Origin of the sequence: Mycobacterium sp., assembly GCF_050701675.1 — a bacterium.
GTDB lineage: Bacteria > Actinomycetota > Actinomycetes > Mycobacteriales > Mycobacteriaceae > Mycobacterium.
The window spans coordinates 1-19,450 of record NZ_JBOGDD010000748.1 but is presented as its reverse complement, the minus strand read 5'-3'; the positions used below and the strand labels follow the sequence as shown (position 1 = coordinate 19,450).

The 19,450-nt window shown below is 66.3% G+C and carries 20 protein-coding genes; 10 read left to right on the top strand and 10 right to left on the bottom strand.

Translation table 11 applies throughout. The features are described 5' to 3' along the window. From ACRDUX_RS22965 to iolC, 5 genes are all read right to left on the bottom strand, one after another. Positions 1–385 (bottom strand): sugar phosphate isomerase/epimerase family protein (locus tag ACRDUX_RS22965; RefSeq protein ID WP_526416829.1); only part of this gene is annotated, 385 nt, incomplete at its 3' end. Between the two features lie 14 nt (positions 386–399). Further along, positions 400–2,349: a 3D-(3,5/4)-trihydroxycyclohexane-1,2-dione acylhydrolase (decyclizing) gene (gene iolD / locus ACRDUX_RS22960; protein ID WP_526416827.1), complete on the bottom strand. Its 1,950-nt coding sequence runs from the start codon at positions 2,347–2,349 to the stop codon at positions 400–402. 2 nt (positions 2,350–2,351) lie between these two features. After that, the gene (gene iolB, locus ACRDUX_RS22955) at positions 2,352–3,221 is read right to left on the bottom strand and encodes a 5-deoxy-glucuronate isomerase (RefSeq protein ID WP_526416825.1); all 870 of its coding nucleotides are present in this window, start codon (positions 3,219–3,221) and stop codon (positions 2,352–2,354) included. A gap of 2 nt (positions 3,222–3,223) precedes the next feature. Beyond that, positions 3,224–4,105: a Cgl0159 family (beta/alpha)8-fold protein gene (locus ACRDUX_RS22950; protein ID WP_526416823.1), complete on the bottom strand. Its 882-nt coding sequence runs from the start codon at positions 4,103–4,105 to the stop codon at positions 3,224–3,226. Further along, on the bottom strand, positions 4,098–5,069 hold the full coding sequence (gene iolC / locus ACRDUX_RS22945; protein ID WP_526416821.1) for a 5-dehydro-2-deoxygluconokinase: 972 nt from the start codon (positions 5,067–5,069) through the stop codon (positions 4,098–4,100). Before iolC ends, ACRDUX_RS22950 begins: the two co-directional genes overlap by 8 nt. 154 nt (positions 5,070–5,223) lie before the next feature. On the opposite strand from iolC, the gene ACRDUX_RS22940 reads away from it, so the two are divergent. The 6 genes from ACRDUX_RS22940 to ACRDUX_RS22915 all read left to right on the top strand — a co-directional run bounded on the left by ACRDUX_RS22940 (position 5,224) and on the right by ACRDUX_RS22915 (position 10,181). Next, positions 5,224–5,955 (top strand): GntR family transcriptional regulator, encoded by a 732-nt coding sequence (locus ACRDUX_RS22940; protein ID WP_526416819.1) that lies wholly within the window; start codon positions 5,224–5,226, stop codon positions 5,953–5,955. Positions 5,956–6,122: 167 nt separating this feature from the next. After that, on the top strand, positions 6,123–7,115 hold the full coding sequence (locus tag ACRDUX_RS22935) for a substrate-binding domain-containing protein (protein ID WP_526416817.1): 993 nt from the start codon (positions 6,123–6,125) through the stop codon (positions 7,113–7,115). A 24-nt stretch (positions 7,116–7,139) separates the two neighbouring features. Then, positions 7,140–8,198: an ABC transporter permease gene (locus ACRDUX_RS22930; protein WP_526416815.1), complete on the top strand. Its 1,059-nt coding sequence runs from the start codon at positions 7,140–7,142 to the stop codon at positions 8,196–8,198. 10 nt (positions 8,199–8,208) lie between these two features. Further along, entirely contained in the window at positions 8,209–9,027 is an 819-nt protein-coding gene (locus ACRDUX_RS22925) for an ATP-binding cassette domain-containing protein (RefSeq protein ID WP_526416813.1), read from the top strand. A 173-nt stretch (positions 9,028–9,200) separates the two neighbouring features. Further along, positions 9,201–9,626, top strand: coding sequence for a cupin domain-containing protein (locus ACRDUX_RS22920; protein ID WP_526416811.1), 426 nt, complete (start codon positions 9,201–9,203; stop codon positions 9,624–9,626). A 75-nt stretch (positions 9,627–9,701) separates the two neighbouring features. Then, entirely contained in the window at positions 9,702–10,181 is a 480-nt protein-coding gene (locus tag ACRDUX_RS22915) for an SRPBCC family protein (RefSeq protein ID WP_526416809.1), read from the top strand. 2 nt (positions 10,182–10,183) lie between these two features. On the opposite strand, the gene ACRDUX_RS22910 is transcribed toward ACRDUX_RS22915, so the two are convergent. Then, complete coding sequence (locus tag ACRDUX_RS22910) at positions 10,184–10,960, bottom strand: TIM barrel protein (RefSeq protein ID WP_526416807.1); 777 nt, start codon at positions 10,958–10,960, stop codon at positions 10,184–10,186. Between the two features lie 170 nt (positions 10,961–11,130). Here ACRDUX_RS22910 and ACRDUX_RS22905 point away from each other — a divergent pair, with 170 nt between their 5' ends. Continuing rightward, positions 11,131–11,289 (top strand): hypothetical protein, encoded by a 159-nt coding sequence (locus ACRDUX_RS22905; RefSeq protein ID WP_526416805.1) that lies wholly within the window; start codon positions 11,131–11,133, stop codon positions 11,287–11,289. A 5-nt stretch (positions 11,290–11,294) separates the two neighbouring features. Here ACRDUX_RS22905 and ACRDUX_RS22900 read toward each other — a convergent pair whose 3' ends face one another. The 4 genes from ACRDUX_RS22900 to ACRDUX_RS22885 are packed head-to-tail and all read right to left on the bottom strand — an operon-like array spanning position 11,295 to position 15,349. Further along, on the bottom strand, positions 11,295–12,284 hold the full coding sequence (locus tag ACRDUX_RS22900; protein ID WP_526416803.1) for a Gfo/Idh/MocA family protein: 990 nt from the start codon (positions 12,282–12,284) through the stop codon (positions 11,295–11,297). A gap of 31 nt (positions 12,285–12,315) precedes the next feature. Continuing rightward, positions 12,316–13,185: a sugar phosphate isomerase/epimerase family protein gene (locus ACRDUX_RS22895; protein WP_526416801.1), complete on the bottom strand. Its 870-nt coding sequence runs from the start codon at positions 13,183–13,185 to the stop codon at positions 12,316–12,318. Then, positions 13,182–14,189 (bottom strand): Gfo/Idh/MocA family protein, encoded by a 1,008-nt coding sequence (locus tag ACRDUX_RS22890; RefSeq protein ID WP_526416799.1) that lies wholly within the window; start codon positions 14,187–14,189, stop codon positions 13,182–13,184. Before ACRDUX_RS22890 ends, ACRDUX_RS22895 begins: the two co-directional genes overlap by 4 nt. After that, positions 14,186–15,349, bottom strand: coding sequence for a phytanoyl-CoA dioxygenase family protein (locus ACRDUX_RS22885; protein ID WP_526416797.1), 1,164 nt, complete (start codon positions 15,347–15,349; stop codon positions 14,186–14,188). Before ACRDUX_RS22885 ends, ACRDUX_RS22890 begins: the two co-directional genes overlap by 4 nt. Positions 15,350–15,492: 143 nt before the next feature. On the opposite strand from ACRDUX_RS22885, the gene ACRDUX_RS22880 reads away from it, so the two are divergent. From ACRDUX_RS22880 to ACRDUX_RS22870, 3 genes are all read left to right on the top strand, one after another. Continuing rightward, positions 15,493–16,497 carry a LacI family DNA-binding transcriptional regulator gene (locus tag ACRDUX_RS22880; RefSeq protein WP_526416795.1) on the top strand — a complete coding sequence of 335 codons (1,005 nt, stop codon included), beginning with the start codon at positions 15,493–15,495 and terminating at the stop codon, positions 16,495–16,497. 110 nt (positions 16,498–16,607) lie between these two features. After that, positions 16,608–17,432 carry a PfkB family carbohydrate kinase gene (locus ACRDUX_RS22875; protein ID WP_526416831.1) on the top strand — a complete coding sequence of 275 codons (825 nt, stop codon included), beginning with the start codon at positions 16,608–16,610 and terminating at the stop codon, positions 17,430–17,432. 355 nt (positions 17,433–17,787) lie between these two features. Beyond that, positions 17,788–19,450 (top strand): 2-oxoacid:acceptor oxidoreductase subunit alpha (locus tag ACRDUX_RS22870; RefSeq protein WP_526416793.1); only part of this gene is annotated, 1,663 nt, incomplete at its 3' end.

Sequence of the window (19,450 nt, the reverse complement as noted above, 5' to 3'; positions counted from 1 at the left end):
GCTCTGGGGTCAGGTTGCGGTCCTCGAGCACGGCGCCGGTGGCGGGATCGCGCCACATCTCCGGGATGACGACGACGTGCTTGCCGCCGACGGCTGCGGTCAGCTTCGCGACGTCCTCGATCTGCTTCCACACCGCATTCCACGAATCATCTTGATGGAGCTGCTCGAAAACCGTTCCCGCCGAGAGCTTCAGGTTGCGGGCGGCGAGCTCGTCGGACAGCTGCTTGGGGTCGGTCGGCAGGTAGCCGAACGGGCCAAGCTCGATCCACTCGTAGCCGGATGCGGCGACCTCGTCGAGGAAGCGCGGGTATGGGGTCTGCTGCGGGTCGTCGGGGAACCAGACGCCCCAGGAGTCGGGGGCGGAGCCGACCAGAATGCTGCTCACGTGTCGTCTGCCTTTCAGCTATCGGCGGGGCGAATCAGGGGGCGCTGGATCTTCTTCCAGTCCGCGTACGTCTGGTACGCGGCTCGAGTGGATTCGAGTGTGGAGGTCTCCGATACCGGTACGTCCCACCAAGATTCACTGTCAGGTGCGGGGATCAGCGGGTCAGTCTCGACGTGGATCACCGTGGTCCGGTCGCTGGCCTTGGCCACCTTGACCGCATCGGTGAACTCCGCGGCGGTGACCACCCGGATGACGTCGGCGCCGAGGCTGGCCGCGTTGGCGGCCAGATCGACGGGCAGCTTGGCTCCGTCGAGTCGGCCGTCATCGCCGCGATACCGGTACGAGGTGCCGAACCTCTGAGAACCCAGTGCCTCGGATAGTGAGCCGATGGAGGCGAACCCGTGGTTCTGCACCAGCACGACGATGACCTTGACGTTCTCCTGCGCTGCGGTGACCAGCTCGGTGGCCATCATCAGGTAGGAGCCGTCGCCGACCATGATGAACACGTCGCGGTCCGGTTCGGCCATCTTGGCGCCGATACCGCCTGCGACTTCGTAACCCATGCAGGAGAATCCGTATTCGACGTGATAGCCCTTGCGGTCGCGGGTGCGCCACAGCTTGTGCAGGTCGCCCGGCATCGAGCCGGCCGCACACACGACCACGTCGCGGGGGTCGGACAATGTGTTGACCAGGCCGATCACCTGGTTCTGATTCAAAGCGCCACCGTCGTCCAACCGGTACACGGCGGAAACGGTGTCCTCCCACTCTCTGGCGAGTTCGCCCACGCGGGTGCGGTACTCGTCACCCACGGAGTAGTCTCCCAGTGCGGCGCCGAGCGCCTCGATCGCCTCGCGGGCATCCGAGACCACGCTGACACCACCCTGCTTGACCGAGTCGATCGATGCCACGTTGACGTTGACGAAGCGGACGTCGGGATTGTTGAACGCGGTCCGCGACGCGCTGGTGAAATCGCTGTAGCGGGTGCCGATTCCGATGACGACGTCGGCCTCGGTCGCCAAGGCGTTGGCCGCAGTGGTTCCGGTCGAGCCGACGGCGCCGACCGACTGCGGGTGGTCGTAGGGGAGTGAGCCCTTACCCGCCTGGCTCTGCCCGACCGGGATCCCGGTCTTCTCGGAGAAGGCGGCCAGCGCGTCGGTGGCATCGGAGTAGATGACGCCGCCGCCGGCCACGATCAGCGGCTTGCGGGCAGTTCGGATGACCTCGGCGGCGCGGGCGATGACCGAACGCTCCGGCAATGGGCGGGCGACGTGCCAGGTGCGCTCGGCGAACAGGGATTCCGGCCAGTCGTGGGCTTCGGCCTGCACGTCCTGAGGAATGGCTACCGTCGCTGCACCGGTTTCAACGGGGTCGGTGAGCACCCGCATCGCGCCGAGAAGTGCGGCGGGCAACTGCTCTGGCCGCCAGACCCGATCGAAGTAGCGAGACAGGGGCTTGAACGCGTCGTTGACCGTGACGTCGCCGGAGGACGGCAGCTCGAGTTCTTGCAGCACGGGTGAACTGGCCCTGGTGGCGAACGTGTCGGCGGGCAGCAGCAGCACCGGCAGCCGGTTGATGGTGGCGAGAGCGGCACCGGTCAGCATGTTGGTCGAGCCGGGTCCGACGCTGGCGGTGACGGCCCACGTCTGCAGGCGGTCCTTCTGGCGGGTGTAGGCGACGGCGCTGTGCACCATGGCCTGCTCGTTGCGGCCGAGAACATAGCGCAGGTCCGGCTCGGTGCCCGACTCCAGCGCGGTGAGCTCGTCCTGCAGCAGCGCCTGGCCGAGGCCCGCCACGTTGCCGTGCCCGAAGATGCCGAACGCACCCGCGAAGAACTTGGTGCGCCTGCCGTCGTGTTCGACGTATTGCTTGCCGAGAAACCGAATGGTGGCCTGCGCGACGGTGAGTCGCACGGTCGGCTCGGTGTCGGGGGTCTTCTCCGCCTTCTTGGGCGCGGTGGAAACCACGGTCATGCTCCTTGGGGTGAGTGCAGTGGCAGGCGTGGGTCGACGGGCTGGTCGTCCCAGGTGCCGCGGAGCCAGGCATGCTCGGGATCGTCGACGATCTTCCAGGCGCGTTCGGCGCCGGGTCCGGCCATCACGTTGAGGTAGTACATGTGATAGCCGGGAGCGGCGACCGAGGGGCCGTGATAGCCGTGGGGGACCAGCACCACGTCGCCGGTGCGCACCTCTTCGAGCACCTCGATCGGGCGGTCCGGGGTGCCGTAGACGCGGTGGTAGCCGAACCCGCGTGAATCATCCGGTCCCGCAGCGATTTCGAAGTAGTAGATCTCCTCGAGCTCTGACTGGGTCGGCGTGTTCTCGTCGTGCTTGTGCGCGGGATAGCTCGACCAGTTGCCGCCGGGTGTGATGACCTCACATGCGATCAGCGAGTCAGCCTCGAAAACGCCTGCGGTGCCGAAATTGTGGACCTGGCGGCTGCAGTTGCCCGCGCCGCGAAGCTCGACGGACACGTCGGCCGCCGCCACTCGACGGTTGGGGAACGACCGCTTGGCGTTGGCGCCGCAGATCGCGAAGCGGCCCTCACCGGCGAGCCGGTATTCCTGCCCGATGCCGATGTAGACCATGTCGCTGGGGCCGTCGAAGACCGAGGCACGCAGAGCCAATTCGAATGTCGCGCCGTCACACTCGACGGCTCCACCTCCGGCCAGCGGCAGGATCATCACCTCGGTGTCGCCGGTGTGCAGGTCCACACGCTGCGAATCGTCCAACTCGAGCACCTGCAGGGAGGACTCGGTCCAGCCGGCGGATTGCGGCGTGACGTTGACGGTGTACGGCAGTTCGGCGCTGCGGGCCGGAATGTAGAGCTTGCTGAACATGTTCACCTCACCATCGAGACCGCGGTCGCGACCGCGGAGCTGACGTCGTCATCGGCTGGGTAGAGAAGGGTGCGGCCGACGATGAGCCCGCGGACGGACGGCAGGCCGAGCGCCTTCTCCCAGCTGGCGAAGGCTTCGTCGGGATCGGCGGGATCACCGCCGAGCAGCAGTGTCGGCAACGTGGTGGACTCCATCACGCGGTCCATTTCGGGAACGACCGGCAGCTTCATCCAGGTGTACGCCGACGTCGCACCAAGGCCCTGGCCGATGTGGACGGATTTGATGACGGCATCGGGGCTCAGGTCGTTGCGCACCTTGCCGTCGACCCGACTCGACATGAACGGCTCGAGCATCGCAATCAGGCCACGCGCGGCCAGTTCGTCAACGGCCTTGGCGCACGCCGCCATGGTGGCGACCGTCCCGGGATCGTCGAGGGCGATGCGGCACAGCATCTTTCCGCCGTTCATCTTGGCGGTGGCGGTCGACTCCGCAGTGGCGGCGGTCATCTGGTCGTCGAACTCGAACGCCGCGCCAGCCAGACCGCCACGGTTGAACGAGGAGAACACGACCTTGTTCTCCAGCGCGCCGAGGAGTAGCAGGTCATCGAGGATGTCCGACGTGGCGAGCACACCGTCGACACCCGGGTCGGCCAGCGCGGCGCGCAGACGGTCCAGCAGATCGGTGCGGCTGTTCATCGCGGTCGGCCGGCTGCCGACGGCCAGCGCGCCGCGGGCGGGGTGGTCCGCGGCCACGATCATCAGTCGGCCGTCGCCACGGATGGTGGGCCGGGTGGTGCGGTTCTGCCAAGCGCGGGCGACGGCACCAGGATCGGCGGCTCGCAGATCGGTCACCTGGGCGTAGTCGACGCAGAGAGCGTTAGACATTGACGGCCTCCACCGCGGTTTGTTCTGCCAACTCGGCAACTTCTGCTGCGGTGGGCATGGCGGTCGAACATTCGAGTCGGGCGGCCACGATGGCGCCTGCGGCGTTTGCGTAACGCAGTGTCTTCTCCAGCGGCCATCCGCGCAGCAGGCCGTGAATCAGGCTGCCGCCGAAACTGTCTCCCGCACCGAGTCCGTTGACGACGTCCACCTCGTTGGGCGGCACGGTCACCGAGCTGTGCCTGGTCTTGCCGAGCACGCCTCGCGGGCCCTGCTTCACGATCGCCAACTCCACGCCGAGGTCCAGTAGAGCTTCCGCCGCCTTGCGGGGGTTGCTCTCGCCGACGGCGATCTCGCACTCCTCACGGTTCCCGACGGCGACCGTGACGTGTTGCAGTGCGCGCTGCACCTGCTCGGTCGCGGCTGCGGGTGACTCCCAGAACATCGGGCGGTAATCGAGGTCGAGGACGGTCAGGGGAGCGCGGGCGCGTGCCTCCCACGCCGTGAAGTGCGCGCTTCTGCTCGGCTCTTCGGAAAGGCCCGTCACCGTCGACCAGTACAGCCGGGCCGACCGGACCGCATCGGCGTCGATCTCGTCGGGCGTGATTTGAAGGTCTGGAGCGCTCGGCTTGCGGTAGAAGTACAGCGGGAAGTCGTCGGGCGGGAAGATCTCGCAGAACGTGACCGGGGTCGGATAGGCATCATGCGTTGCGACATAGCGATTGTCGACCCCGAGCCTGTCCAGCTCCGTTCGGACGAATCGTCCGAACGGGTCGTCGCCGACGCCGGAGATCAGTGCTGCGCGGTTGCCGAGACGGGCCGCTGCCACCGCGACGTTGGCGGCGCTGCCGCCGAGGAACTTCCCGAATGACGTCACCTCTTCCAGGCCGACGCCTATCTGCAACGGGTAGATGTCGACGCCGCTTCGGCCGATGGCCAGCACGTCGAACGGCTGTGAGGTGGACACGTCAGCTCCCAGGGCGGTAATTGAATGGCTTGCCTAAGACTGTGCGCCTCGTCACTCGGCTCTGTCAAGAGTTTGTCCTGACATTCAGACTTGCCGTCATGCCAGTGTTACTCTTGGGGCCAGTCTTGTCTGGTCACCCGAGATCGGAGGCGACGTGCCACTGCAGGTTGAGCTCGACCGATCGAGCCCTGTGCCGTTGTATTACCAACTCGCGCAAGCGATCGAGGCGGCAATCCGCGACGGTGACCTGGCCCCTGGGGATCGTTTCGAGAACGAGCTGGACCTCGCCAAGCGGCTCACGTTGTCCCGGCCGACGACGCGTCGTGCCATTCAGGAAATCGTCGACAAGGGCCTATTGGTCCGCAAGCGTGGGGTCGGCACGCAGGTCGTGCAGAATCCCGTCCATCGTCGCGTCGAGTTGACCAGTCTCTTCGACGACCTGGCCCGCGCGGGCCAGGAGCCGACGACGGAACTGCTCGATTATCAGATCGGCGCTGCCGACGACGAGGTCGCACTGCAGCTGAACTTGGCCAGTGGCCACGAGATCGTCACGATCCAGCGGCTGCGCCGTGCCAACGGTGAGCCGCTGGCAGTGATGGTCAACTATCTCCCGGTCGACTTGGCGCCTGCGGCAGAGGAACTCGAGCGCATCGGTCTCTATCAGGCGCTGCGCGCCCGCGGTGTGCACATCCGTCTCGCCAGGCAACGGATCGGCGCCAGGCCCGCCACGCGAACCGAGGCCAGGTTGTTGACCGAGAAGGCCGGCGCGCCCCTGCTCTCAATGAGCCGGACCGCCTTCGATGACTCGGGCAAAGCCGTGGAGTACGGCGACCATTGCTATCGCGCGTCGCGCTACTACTTCGAGACGACGCTCGTCGACCGCTAGTGGGTTCGGGGTCGGCAGTGGCTTCGGGGCGGCTGGCTAACATTTTGGCGCTTGGATCCATATGACGTGCAGTCCTAATGTCCGAACAAAGTGTTGACTTTCGGCTGTGACCCGTATTACATCGTCTCCAGGGCCGTGGCGCACGGCACCCGCAGACAGGAGAGACGATGAAGTTTGTTCGGCTGGCAGCCGTCGCTGGAGCCGGGGTTATCGCCCTCGGACTCGTGTCGTGTTCGAGCACCGGTGGGAAGCCGGCTGACACCGGCGGCGCAGGCGGTACCGGGGGCGGCGTGAACACCCCGCGTGCGACGGTTGCGATGATCACCCATGAGGTGCCCGGCGACTCCTTCTGGGATCTGATTCGCAAGGGTGCTCAAGCCGCTGCGGACAAGGACAACATCGAGTTGCGTTACTCGTCCGATCCCGAGGCGCCGAACCAGGCCAACCTCGTGCAGAGCGCGCTCGACAGCAAGGTCAACGGCATCGCCGTGACTCTGGCCAAGCCCGACGCGATGGCGCCCGCGGTCAAGGCCGCGCTGGCGGCCGGCATACCGGTCACGGCCTTCAACTCGGGCTTCGACGACTTCAAGCGGATGGGGGTGCAGGAGTACTTCGGCCAGGACGAGAAGCTGGCGGGCATCGCGGCCGGTGAGAAGCTCAACGCCGACGGCGCCAAGAAGATCATCTGCGTCATCCAGGAGCAGGGGCAGGTCGCGCTCGAGTCACGTTGCGCCGGTGTGACGCAGGGCTTCAAGGGCAGCACCGAGATCCTCAACGTCAACAGCAAGGACATGCCCTCGGTCGAGTCGACCATCACCGCCAAGCTGCAGCAGGATCCGATGGTCGATCACGTCGTCGCTCTCGGAGCGCCCATCGCTCTGACCGCCATCCAGTCGGTCGGCAACGCGAACAGCCAGGCGAAGATCGTCACCTTCGACACCAACGCTGCACTGGTCGACGCGATCAAGAACGGCCAGGTTCAGTGGGCCGTGGATCAGCAGCCGTACCTGCAGGGTTACCTCGCCATCGACGCGCTGTGGCTCTACATCAACAACAAGAACCTGATCGGTGGCGGTGCGCCGACGCTGACCGGACCGTCATTCATTGACGCGTCCAACATCGACGCCGTTGCCTCGCTGGCCAAGGCCGGCACCCGCTAAAGCATCCAGGCAAAGAGAGAAATCATGACAACAAAGGCAGGCCTCGACCTCGAGACTCACGAGGTCGTTCGCGACGAGCGCGTCAAGGAGCAGAACAGGCTGCAGCGCATCCTGATTCGCCCCGAGATGGGCGCGGGCATCGGCGCCATCGGCATCTTCATCTTCTTCCTCGTCGTGGCGCCGCCATTCCGCTCGCCCGAGTCGCTGGCCACCGTGCTGTACGCCAGCTCGACGATCGGCATCATGGCCGTGGGCGTCGGCCTGCTGATGATCGGCGGCGAGTTCGACCTGTCATCCGGTGTCGCCGTGACGACGAGTTCCCTTGCTGCGTCGATCATCTCGTACAACCTTCATCTGAACCTATGGCTCGGCGCGGCACTGTCGCTGGCGGTGGCTTTGGCGGTCGGGTTCTTCAACGGCTACATGGTGATGAAGACCAAGATTCCGTCGTTCCTGATCACCCTGAGTACGTTCTTCATGCTCACCGGCGTCAACCTGGCCGTGACCAAACTGGTCGCCGGCCAGGTGGCCACGCCCAGCGTGTCCGACATGGCGGGGTTCGATTCGGGTAAGACCGTCTTCGCCTCATCCATCTCGCTCGGCCCCGTCGAAGTCCGGATCACCGTGCTGTGGTGGATCCTCTTCACCGCGATCGCCACCTTCGTGCTCTTCAAGACTCGGGTGGGCAACTGGATCTTCGCCGTCGGCGGTAATCAGGACAGCGCCCGCGCGGTCGGCGTCCCCGTCACGAAGGTCAAGATCGGCCTCTTCATGGTGGTCGGCTTCTGTGCCTGGTTCGTCGGCATGCATCTACTGTTCTCGTTCAACACGATTCAGTCCGGTCAGGGCATCGGCAACGAGTTCTTCTACATCATCGCCGCGGTCATCGGTGGCTGCCTGCTCACCGGTGGTTACGGCACCGCGATCGGCACCCTGATCGGTGCGTTCATCTTCGGCATGACCAATCAGGGCATCGTCTACGCGGGTTGGAACCCGGACTGGTTCAAGTTCTTCCTCGGCGCAATGCTCCTATTCGCGGTCATCGCCAACAACGTCTTCCGTAACTACGCAGCGAAGAAGTAGGTAAACGAACATGACCACTACCGCTGAAGCTCCCACCGCCGATGCTCCCTCCGGCGGCGACGTGCCCCTGGTCGAATTGAAGTCGGTCGGGAAGAGCTACGGAAACATCATCGCGCTCAAGGACATCAACCTTCGGGTTGGGGCCGGACAGGTCACCGGCGTGCTCGGCGACAACGGTGCGGGCAAGTCGACGCTCATCAAGATCATCGCGGGTCTGCACAAGCCGACCGAAGGTGAGTTGCTCGTCGACGGTAAGGCGATGACATTCGAGTCGCCGAAGGATGCGTTGGCCGCAGGCATCGCCACGGTGTACCAGGATCTGGCCGTCGTCGCGCTGATGCCGGTGTGGCGCAACTTCTTCCTGGGCCAGGAGCTGCGCAAGAAGGGTCTCTTGAAGTCACTCGACATCAACGCGATGCGGGCGACCACCATCTCGGAACTGAAGAAGATGGGCATCGACCTGCCTGACGTCGACGCCCCCATCGGTTCGTTGTCCGGTGGCCAGCGCCAGTGCGTCGCGATCGCGCGGGCGGTGTTCTTCGGGGCGCGCGTACTGATTCTCGACGAGCCGACGGCAGCGCTGGGCGTAAAGCAGTCCGGTGTGGTGCTGCGCTATATCACCGCAGCCAAGGAGCAGGGCTTCGGCGTCATCTTCATCACGCACAACCCGCACCACGCGCACATGGTGGGCGACCACTTCGTGCTGCTCAACCGCGGTCGGCAGAAGTTGGACTGCACCTACGACGAGATCACCCTCGAGCACCTCACGCAGGAGATGGCGGGCGGCAACGAGCTGGAGGCGCTCAGCCACGAGCTCGGTCGCAAGTAACGCCGGACCCAGGACCCCGTCGGCTGAACAGCCGGCGGGGTCTTGTCGTCAGTGACCAGCGGCCGACGATGAATGCGTTCTGGCATCTGTGCGTTACACCCATCGCAACGCCTACACGGGCAATAGCACGCAGGCAGACGATGGCGTAACGATCAGTGGGAGGCAAGGATTCAATGAAGGCGATCTTCACGCGGGCGGGCGGCGCAGCGCTTGCGATGGTCATGCTCGGCGGCACTGCTACGGCGCTGAGCCATGCTTCGCCGCAAGCCGATCAGACCGTCAGCCGTGACATCCTGCAGACGACTCCCGTCGATGCCCCGGTACCGCAGAATGCGGTCACCGGTGTGGTCACATTCCCGCCGAGGGCTTCGGCCGGGCACCACCTGCATCACGGCGTCGAGAGTGGTTACGTCCTCAGTGGCGACGTCGAGGTCATCATCGATGGTCAACCGGGACGGATATTCCACCCGGGTGAAACCTTCGTGACGACGCGAGACAATCCCCACGTCTCGTTGAATCCCGGCGACGTCGAGGCGCGGGCCGTCGTCACCTGGATCGTCGACGCCGATCAGCCTCTCACCACGCCCGTTCCCGACTAACGGCAGACTTCCCCCGATCGGGCGACAACGGTGGGCGGTGTGTGGTGGGCTCACCCGGTGGGTATGGCAACGGACATGACTACGTCAACCGTGTCCGAGGTCGATGCCGGTCCGCAGAAGGTGGCCAGGCGGGTTCTGGTCAAGGCGCCTGCCGCGGAGATCTTCGCGATGATCGTCGACCCGCACCGGCATCCCGAACTCGACGGGTCGGGAACCGTTCGCGACGTCGACGTCAAGGGCCCCCATCACCTGGCGGTGGGCGACAAGTTCACCGTCGGGATGAAGCAGTTCGGGGTGCCCTACAAGATCACCTCGACGGTCACCGAGGTGCAGGACGGCAAAGTCGTCGAGTGGCAGCACCCGATGGGGCACCGTTGGCGCTGGGAGCTGACCGAGGCGACGCCCGGTGACACCACGATCACCGAGGTCACCGAGACCTTCGACTACAGCACCGTGAAGGTGCCGCTGATGATCAGCGCGTTCGGTTACGACAGGAAGAACGGCGACGGGATCACGTCGACGCTGCAGCGCCTGGCCGACCGATTCGGCGGCTAGATCTACACGGTGAATGCGGCGCGGAACGCGTTGAGCGCCGCCACGTCGTCGCCTGCGGCATAGCCCTCCAAGCCGACGGTGCCGCGATAACCCGTGTCGTGCAACGCCTTCGCAATGGCCGGGTAGTAGATCTCGCCCGTTCCCGGCTGGCACCGGCCCGGAACGTCGGCAACCTGGATCTCGCCGATGGCAGCGCCGCAGCGGCGGACCAGCTCGATGAGGTTTCCCTCACCGATCTGCGCGTGGTACAGGTCGAGCATCATCTTGACGTTCGGGTGCCCGACGCCCTCGATGAGGGCCAGCGTGTCCTTGGCGCGGGCCAGCGGAACGCCGGGATGATCGACGATGGTGTTGAGATTCTCGACGCAGAACTCCACACCGGCAGATGCCCCGAGTTCGCCCAGTTTCTCCAGGGTTCGCAGCGCGGTGGTCCACATCGCGCCGGTCGCGCGCAGGCGGGGTCGTGCAGGCAAGCCGTCGACGAGTTCGGCGGTGTGCAGGTTCAGGCGGGTAACGCCAAGCGTTTCAGCGGCCCTGATGCTCAGTTCGGCGGTGCGCACCACCTCGCCGGCGGTCTCGGGGTCGATCAGGTCGCCGTGGAGATATCCGGTCATCGACGTGAACTTCGCACCCGTAGCCGCCAGTGCGTCGAGATCCTTGTCGTGCCAACTCCAGATCTCGGCGGCGAAGCCCATGTCGTGGATGCGTCGGACCCGTTCGACGATCGGCAACTCCTCGAACACCATCTCGGCACTTACGGCGAGTTCGAAGTTGCTCATGCGGGTCAGTCTTATGCGCTCGAGCGTCGGATTCAACACCGGAAATCCGGCAAAAAGCCCTCAGCGCGCGCAGCGATACGGCCGAAGTTGGGCGGTTGTTCAACGACCCGACGTCATCTGATGGCCCGCGTCACCGTGCCCGATCCGCGCTCGCACGGCACAATCGACGTGTGGACATCGACCGCAAGCAATCGGCGCGTGCGTCGGCGTGGCTTGACCCGTTGGCCATCTCCTTCAGCGCCCACCGGCAGGTGATGCTGCTGCGACTGCGGTGGCACGAGCGGGCGGCGACCCGCCCACGGACGAAGCGCGGCAAGCCCCGACCCTGACGGCGCTAACGGGGCTGCATCCCCGCGGCGCGGTACGCGGCGTCCACGAAGGCCATGTTCGCCACCGCGTCGGCAGTGCCGAAGGGCAGCGGGGTGCCGTGCTGCACGTGGGCGGCGAAGGCCTCCAGCTGATACGTGTAGGACGTTCTGGTGCCGAGTCGTTCGACCGTGGTGCCCGCCGGAGTGGTGATCGTCAGTCGATCGTCGGCATTTGGCTTGATGAAGTCGTGCACCAGGAGACTGCCCGCCGTACCCACGATCCAGATGCTGAACGAATGCCTTTCTCCCACCATCGAGTGGGCAGCCAATCCCGTTGCTCCGCCGGGGAAGCCGAGCTCGACGTCACACCAGGCGTCCACTCCGGGAGTGCGCTGCTCGGCATGCGCGCGGACGACCGAGGGCCTGCCCTCGATGCCTGGCGCCGCGAGGCGGCCCAGCGACCGCATCACGTGCAAGCCGTAACAACCGAGGTCCATCAGGGCTCCGCCTGCCAATTCCAGAGACCAGCGCGGGTCGTCGTCGCCCGGTGCGGGCATCGACATCCGGACCTCGACGTGCACGACGTCGCCGATGGTGCCGTCGCCGGCCAGCGCGAATGCACGCTGGGTGACGGGATGGAAGAAGTAGTGAAAGCCCTCCAGCACGGTGACTGCCGCAGCGTCGGCTGTCTCTGCGACGAATCGTGCCTCGGATTCATCACGGGCGAAGGGCTTTTCGCTCAGCACGGGCTTGCCCGCCGCGATCGCGGCGAGATTCCACGGTGCGTGCAGGGAGTTGGCCAGCGGGTTGTAGATGACATCGACGTCGGGATCGTCGATCACCGCCTGGTAGCCGTCGACGACCCTCTCCACGCCGTACTTCTCGGCGAAGACCTCGGCGCGCGATCGGTCCCGTGCCGCCACTGCCACCAGTCGGTGGCCGAGGTCGGCCGCGGGGCCGACGATCCCCAACTCGGCGATCCGCGACGCGCCGAGAACTCCGATGCGCAGGCTCATACGCGATCCCGCTTCGCTTCTCGCTGCAACGTCACGCGGTGACCTGCAGTAGGTGCGCGACACTGGCCAGCACGTCACGGACGGGCCCCTCGTCGGCAGGCTCGCCGTCGAGGATGGTGTCCTGTTCGAGGACGAACCAGCCATCGAAGCCGTTGTCCCGCAACACCGAGACGATCCCCGCGATGTCTACGTCACCGGTCCCGAGCGGGGTGTACATCCCCGCCTTCACGGCATCGGTGTACTTCAGCTCGCCGGACTGCACCTTGGCGGCCAGTGCGGCGTCGACGTCCTTGAGGTGGGTGTGGGCAATGCGGTTCGGCACTGCCTTGGCCAGCTCCAACGGGTCGGTCCCGCCGATCAGCAGGTGGCCGGTGTCCAGGCACAGCGGGATCGAGGACCCCGCGAGCACCTTGTCGACGTCCGCGCGGGTCTCGACGATGGTGCCGACGTGCGGATGCAGCACCGCCAGCAGGCCTCGGGCGGCGACGATGGCGGCCAACCTGTCGAGGTTGGCGAACAGCGTCGACCATTGCGCGTCATCGAGGACGGGACGGGAGTCGTAACCGTCGGACCCCGTGGCCGCCGCGAGCACCACGACACCGGCGCCTGCGGCGACCAATGACTCCAGAGGGCCCGCAAGGTCGTCGGCCGGATCATGGTCGTCCTTGAAGAGCACGACGGGGACAAATCCACCGACGCAGGCCAGATCGTGGGCGCGCAGAACCGATTTCAGCTCCTCGGTGTCCGTCGGAAGGAAGCCCTCGGGTCCGAGCTCCGTTGCGGTCAAGCCAGATCCGCGCATCTCGGTCAGCACCCGCTCGCGGTCCAACTGGAATCCCCAGCCCGGCACCTCGCAGACGCCCCAGGAGATCGGCGCTCCCGCGATCTTGATGGCACTCACGAGTTCCGCACCTCCGCGATCGTGACCGGTGCGTGCCGGCGCAGGGACTCGGCGGCGGCTTCGGCGAGCCAAGCCACCTCGACGGCGTCGGCCACCGTCGCGCCGTGGATCGCGCCGCCCTTGACCACCTGGACGAACTCGGTCAGTTCGGCGCGGAACGCCTCGGTGAAACGGTCCATGAAGAAGTGATGAGCGGGTCCGGTGGGAAAGTCATTGCGCGGATCCATGTTTCGCAGCGGCACGCCCTGGTCCCAGCCGGCCGCGACACTGTCGTCGAAGCCGTGGACCTCGAGGCGGCAGTCGTAACCGCGGGCGTTGTAGCGGGCGGCGGACACGATGCCCGTGGCGCCGCCGTCGAACGTCACGACCACGGCGGCGGTGTCGACGTCGTCGTACTCGGTGAAGAGCGGGTCGCCCTGGACCGTCCCGGTGGCGTAGACCTCGACGGCCCGTTGCCCGGTGATCCAGTTCAGCACGTCGAAGTCGTGCACTGCGCAGTCGCGGAAGATGCCGCCGGAGCCCTTGATGTAGTCCATCGGTGGGGGAGCGGGGTCCATCGTGGTGCTGCGCACCGTGTGCAGGGTGCCGAGCGACCCGTCGTCCACGGCGCGCTTGGCCGCGGCGAACGCCGCGTCGTACCGGCGCTGGTAGCCGACCTGAACGGGCACCCCGGAGGCGAGGATCACCTCGGCGACGCGGGCGCTCTCGGCCGCCGTGGACGCAATCGGCTTTTCGCAGAACGTCGGGAGGCCACGCTGCACCGCGGCAAGCGTCAACTCGGCATGGGCCGGCGTCGCCGCCGCTACGACCACTCCGTCGATGCCGGAGGACAACAGTTCGTCGACGGTGTCGACGGCCCTGACGCCGTACTTGGTGGCCACGGCGTGTGCGACGTCGGTGCGCTCGTCGGTGATCACCAGCCCGTCCAGGCCGTCGATGCCGCTGAGGGTTTCAGTGTGGAAGGCGCCGATGCGGCCCAGCCCGATTACGCCGAGGGTGGTCATGGAGTTCTCCGTTCGATGTGTTGCGCGAGTGCGACGTCGAGTGCTTCGGGGGTGAGTCCGTCGGCCAGGGCGGCCAACACGGTGTCGACCTGGCTCGGCGGCGCGAGGCTTCCGATCGGTTGGTCGTTGTCGAGGTTGGTGGGGAACGGATAGCCCTCGGCGGTGGCGTTGACCGCGTTGAGGATGTCGCGATCCGAGCGTCCGGACGCCTTCATCGCCAGCAGCGCGGGATAGGTGGCCCGCACCATCGCGGTGCGGTCCAGCGTCTCCATCGCCCGTCCGAACGGCGACGAGATCTGCAACAGGTTGGCCATCCGGCGGATGTCCGTCGACGTGTTGGCGCCCGCCCCGTGCATGAGCGCGGGGTTGAAGAACACCGCGTCGCCCTTGCGCAACGTCACCTGCACCTGCCGGGTGGCGAAGTAGTCGATGAACTCCTGCTGGTAGAAGGCGATGTAGCCACCCGCGAACTTCTGCGAGTGGGGCAGCAGCATCGTCGGCCCGCTCTCCAGGGGCATGTCGCAGTGTGCGACCGCGCCCTGCAGGGTGAGGGCCGCAGACATGCGGTGCAGGTGCGCGGGATAGGCCGCCAACTGGTCGGCGTCGACGAAGCCAAGGTGGTAGTCGCGATGCGGAACCTGAGCTGCGCCACCGGGATTGACGACGTTGACCTGCGAGGTGACCTGATAGCGAGGGCCCAGCCACGCCTGTGACACCAGGGCGATGGCGTCGTTGGCGTAGTAGTCGGCGAACACCTCGGGGGCGTGCAGAGCGAGCTTCTGCGCCGCATTCCAGACCCGGTCGTTGGCGCCTGCCTTGCCGAAGTGGTCGCCTGTGGCGCCCCCCGCCTCGCGCTGGGCCTCGATGATGGCGGTGAACGCCACGCTGGCGCGGTCCACGACGGCGGGCTCGAAGGCGCCCTCGAACACGACGACGCCGGGTCCGTCGGCGAGCGCGCGGATCAACTCCGTCTGTAGGGCGTGCCGGTCGGCATTCGCCATCGTCTCGGCGGAGTAGACGAGCGCGCCGAGGCGGACGTCGCTCGCGAGCGGATAGTCGGCGGGGTCGGTGTCGACGGACACCAGTGCACGGAAGTCGTCGAGGTCGCAGTCCGCCTGGTCGATCCACGCGGCGCGTGTCTCGGTGGTTGATGCAGTCATGTCGTTAGTCTTGTTGTGACGCGCACCGCAATCAACACCAAAAACCAATCAAAAAACCCTCACTGTGTCACCGTGACTTCGGCGCGATGAGTGGCGCTCAGCGCAACTTTCCGCGCCGAAATCGCTGGAGGAGGGAGGCCGACGTGCCACACCGGTACAAGGTGCGGGAGATCGCCCAGCAATCGGGGCTGAGCGAGGCGACCGTCGATCGGGTCCTCAACGACCGTCCCGGAGTCAGGGAGAACACCCGTGCGGAGGTCGCACAGGCCATTGCCGACCTCGACAAACAGCGCGCCCAGCTGCGCCTCAACGGACGCCGCTTCCTCATCGACGTGGTGATGCAGACGCCGCAACGGTTCTCCGACGCGTTTCGCGCCGCTGTCGAGGCCGAACTTCCCGTCTTCGCGCCGGCGATGCTGCGGGCCCGCTTCCATCTGTGGGAGTCGGGTTCGCCCGCCCAGATGGTCGATGTCCTGTCCCGGATCCGCGGCAGCCACGGCGTCGTCCTCAAGGCGCAGGACGCCCCCGAGGTGGTCGAGGCCGTCGATCGCGTCGTCGGCGCAGGCGTACCCGTGATCACCTACACGACCGACGTGCCGACCAGTTCCCGCAACGCGTACGTCGGCATCGACAATCACGGCGCAGGCGTGACGGCGGCCTATCTAATGGATCAGTGGTTGGGCTCGACGTCATCGGGAGTGCTGATCACGTTGAGCCGCACGGTCTTTCGTGGCGAAGGAGAACGCGAGATCGGGTTCCGATCGGCCTTGCGTGGTTCGGGACGCGACATCGTCGAGGTCAGCGACAGCGACGGCATCGACGAGACCAACGAGCATCTGGTGCTCGACGCGCTGAGACGGCATCCGGGCATCGAGGCCGTGTACTCGCCCGGCGGTGGCAACACCGCTACGGTCGCCGCGTTCGAGAAATTAGGAAGAGTGTGCCGCGTCTTTATCGCCCACGACCTCGACGCCGACAACCGCAGGTTGCTACGCGACGGGAGGATATCGGTCGTCCTGCACAACGATTTGCGCGCCGACGCGCGGCTCGCGATGCGGCTCATCCTGCAGCACCACGGGGCGCTGCCTGCGGAGCCTGCGCGGCCCGTGCCGATCCAGGTGATCACGCCTTACAACCTGCCCGGCTGACGTTCATTTCGTCGATTCCCGTCGATCCCGGATACCATTTCGCCTCACGGCGACTCCTGCGCGCCGACTGAGATCAGGAGACTCGATCGGTGCGGCCACTCATCAACGGTGTGACCGTCCTGGGCAACCTGGCCATCGACGTCATCGACGGTGCGCCCTCCAGCCCGGGCGGCTGTGCGTCGTTCGCAGGCGTCGCGCTGGAGTACGCGGGTGGGCCCGGCGAGATCGTCGCGATGGGCGCGCCGCAGGATCACCAGCTGTTCGCCGCGGTGCTCGACCGCTTCGGGTCGCTGGTCCGCATCATCGACTCCGACCGGACGGCGTCGTTCCGACTCGACTACGTCGACGTCGATCACCGTGCAATGTCCGTTGCGGCGCTCGGACCCATCTGGGGCGACGCCGAGATCGAAACCGCCGACCCCGGCACCACCTGGGTGCACCTCGCTCCGCTGCTGCGGGCGGACTTTCCCGACAGCACGCTGGCGCTGCTCGCCGCCCGCGGACATCGCGTCGCCTATGACGGCCAGGGCCTCGTCCGGGTCGACCAGCTGGGTCCGCTCGCCGTGAACCGGAACTACCCGCACAGCCTGCTGCGCGACATCAGCGTCCTCAAGCTGGCGGAGGACGAAGCGGTCATCGTCGCGGACGGGGAGTTCGATGCCGCAACGGCCGAACGACTCGGTGTGCCGGAGATCCTGGTAACTCTGGGATCGGAGGGCTGCGACATCTACACCGACGGCAGCGTCGTTCGGGTCCCCGCCGCCTGGCGGGTCACCGGGGTGCAGGCCACGGGTGCAGGTGACATGTTCACTGCCTGCTACGTCGCCAACCGCGCCGCGGGCGCAGACCCGGTGGTCGCGGCCGAACGGGCCAGCGAACTCGTCGCGCGCGAACTGCAGAAGCGCCTGAAGGTGGACTCGCCCGATCGGGTGTAGGCGCAGGTCGAAGCGTTCGGAATCGACATGTGTCAAGTTTGACCCGGCCACCGCTAGCCCTTCGGCTACTGACGGGTAGCCTTTTTCTTAGGAATGCGACGCTGCGAGAGTGACGAAAACCACATTGGCCTCGCGGAGCGTGCGGCTTCACGCTAGTGAACTGCGCGTTCCACGTGCGCGATGTGCGAGACACGCCCTGGTCCGGTAAAGGTCAGCCTAAGAGAAGTGCAATAATCGGTACTGCTAGTGACAGACAAAAATTGGGTGAACGTCAGCCCGGCGGCGCGCTCGCGACAGCGAGCTTCACTGCGACGCGGAACGACGTCCTCCCGCAACGCGTGAAAGGCAGGGGGCCGTGAGCTTGAACGGTGGCGAAGCCGGGACGAATTCCACCCCGCAGAAGCTCGAGAAGGTCGTCATCCGTTTCGCAGGCGACTCCGGCGACGGCATGCAGCTCACCGGCGACCGCTTCACCACCGAGGCCGCGCTGTTCGGCAACGACCTTGCGACGCAACCGAATTATCCCGCCGAGATCCGCGCACCACAGGGCACGTTGCCCGGCGTCTCGTCATTCCAGATCCAGATCGCCGACTTCGACATCCTGACCGCGGGAGACCGCCCGGACGTTCTCGTCGCGATGAATCCCGCCGCGCTGAAGGCCAACGTGGGCGACCTGCCGCGCGGTGGACTGATCATCGCCAACTCCGACGAGTTCACCAAGCGCAACCTGGCAAAGGTCGGGTACGAAGCCAACCCGCTGGAGACCGACGAGCTGTCCGACTACGTCGTGCAGGCCGTCGCGATGACGTCACTGACGCTCGGCGCCGTCGAAGAGATCGGCGCCTCGAAGAAGGACGGCTCGCGGGCGAAGAACATGTTCGCGCTCGGCCTTCTGTCCTGGATGTACAGCCGCGAGCTCGAGCACAGCGAGACCTTCATTCGCGAGAAGTTCGCCAGCAAGCCCGAGATCGCCGAGGCGAACGTCCTGGCGCTGCGGGCCGGCTGGAACTACGGCGAGACCACGGAGGCGTTCGGCACCACCTACGAGGTGTCGCCCGCCAAGCTGAAGTCGGGTGAGTACCGCCAGATCTCCGGCAACGCCGCACTCGCGTACGGCATCGTCGTCGCGGGCCAACTGGCCAACACCCGGGTGATGCTGGGCAGCTACCCAATCACGCCGGCGTCGGACATTCTTCACGAGCTGTCCAAGCACAAGAACTTCAACGTCCTGACCTTCCAGGCCGAGGACGAGATCGCGGGCATCGGCGCTGCCCTCGGCGCGTCGTACGGCGGTGCGCTCGGTGTCACCAGCACGTCGGGCCCAGGGGTGGCGCTCAAGGCGGAGGCCATCGGCCTCGGCGTGATGGCCGAGCTCCCGTTGCTAGTAGTCGACGTGCAGCGCGGCGGGCCTTCGACGGGTCTGCCGACCAAGACCGAGCAGGCCGACCTGCTGCAGGCGCTGTACGGCCGCAACGGCGAATCGCCGGTCGCGGTGCTGGCTCCGCAGTCGCCGTCGGACTGCTTCGAGGTCGCGGTCGAGGCCGTGCGGATAGCGCTGACCTACCGGACGCCGGTGATCCTGTTGTCCGACGGCGCCATCGCCAACGGCTCCGAGCCGTGGCGCATCCCGGACGTCACCACGTTCGCGCCGATCAATCACACCTTCGCCAAGCCCGACGAGCCGTTCCAGCCCTACGCCAGGGATCCCGAGACGCTCGCGCGCCAGTTCGCGGTCCCTGGAACGCCGGGCCTCGAGCACCGCATCGGCGGACTGGAGTCGGCCAACGGCTCTGGCAACATCTCCTACGAGCCGAAGAACCACGACCTGATGGTGCGCCTGCGGCAGGCCAAGATCGACGGTGTCGACGTGCCCGATCTCGTCGTCGACGACCCGACCGGTGATGCCGAGTTGCTGATCCTCGGGTGGGGCAGTTCCTACGGCCCCATCGGTGAAGCCTGCAGGCGGGCGCGGCGCAACGGCATCAAGGTCGCCCACGCGCAACTGCGCTACCTCAATC

What these genes read in the sequence shown, in the direction of transcription:
- iolB (WP_526416825.1), bottom strand. Translation starts at nt 3,221, where the DNA reads ATGTTCAGCAAGCTCTACATTCCGGCCCGCAGCGCCGAACTGCCGTAC.
- ACRDUX_RS22950 (WP_526416823.1), bottom strand. Translation starts at nt 4,105, where the DNA reads ATGTCTAACGCTCTCTGCGTCGACTACGCCCAGGTGACCGATCTGCGA.
- ACRDUX_RS22935 (WP_526416817.1), top strand. Translation starts at nt 6,123, where the DNA reads ATGAAGTTTGTTCGGCTGGCAGCCGTCGCTGGAGCCGGGGTTATCGCC.
- ACRDUX_RS22930 (WP_526416815.1), top strand. Translation starts at nt 7,140, where the DNA reads ATGACAACAAAGGCAGGCCTCGACCTCGAGACTCACGAGGTCGTTCGC.
- ACRDUX_RS22925 (WP_526416813.1), top strand. Translation starts at nt 8,209, where the DNA reads ATGACCACTACCGCTGAAGCTCCCACCGCCGATGCTCCCTCCGGCGGC.
- ACRDUX_RS22920 (WP_526416811.1), top strand. Translation starts at nt 9,201, where the DNA reads ATGAAGGCGATCTTCACGCGGGCGGGCGGCGCAGCGCTTGCGATGGTC.
- ACRDUX_RS22915 (WP_526416809.1), top strand. Translation starts at nt 9,702, where the DNA reads ATGACTACGTCAACCGTGTCCGAGGTCGATGCCGGTCCGCAGAAGGTG.
- ACRDUX_RS22910 (WP_526416807.1), bottom strand. Translation starts at nt 10,960, where the DNA reads ATGAGCAACTTCGAACTCGCCGTAAGTGCCGAGATGGTGTTCGAGGAG.
- ACRDUX_RS22900 (WP_526416803.1), bottom strand. Translation starts at nt 12,284, where the DNA reads ATGAGCCTGCGCATCGGAGTTCTCGGCGCGTCGCGGATCGCCGAGTTG.
- ACRDUX_RS22890 (WP_526416799.1), bottom strand. Translation starts at nt 14,189, where the DNA reads ATGACCACCCTCGGCGTAATCGGGCTGGGCCGCATCGGCGCCTTCCAC.
- ACRDUX_RS22885 (WP_526416797.1), bottom strand. Translation starts at nt 15,349, where the DNA reads ATGACTGCATCAACCACCGAGACACGCGCCGCGTGGATCGACCAGGCG.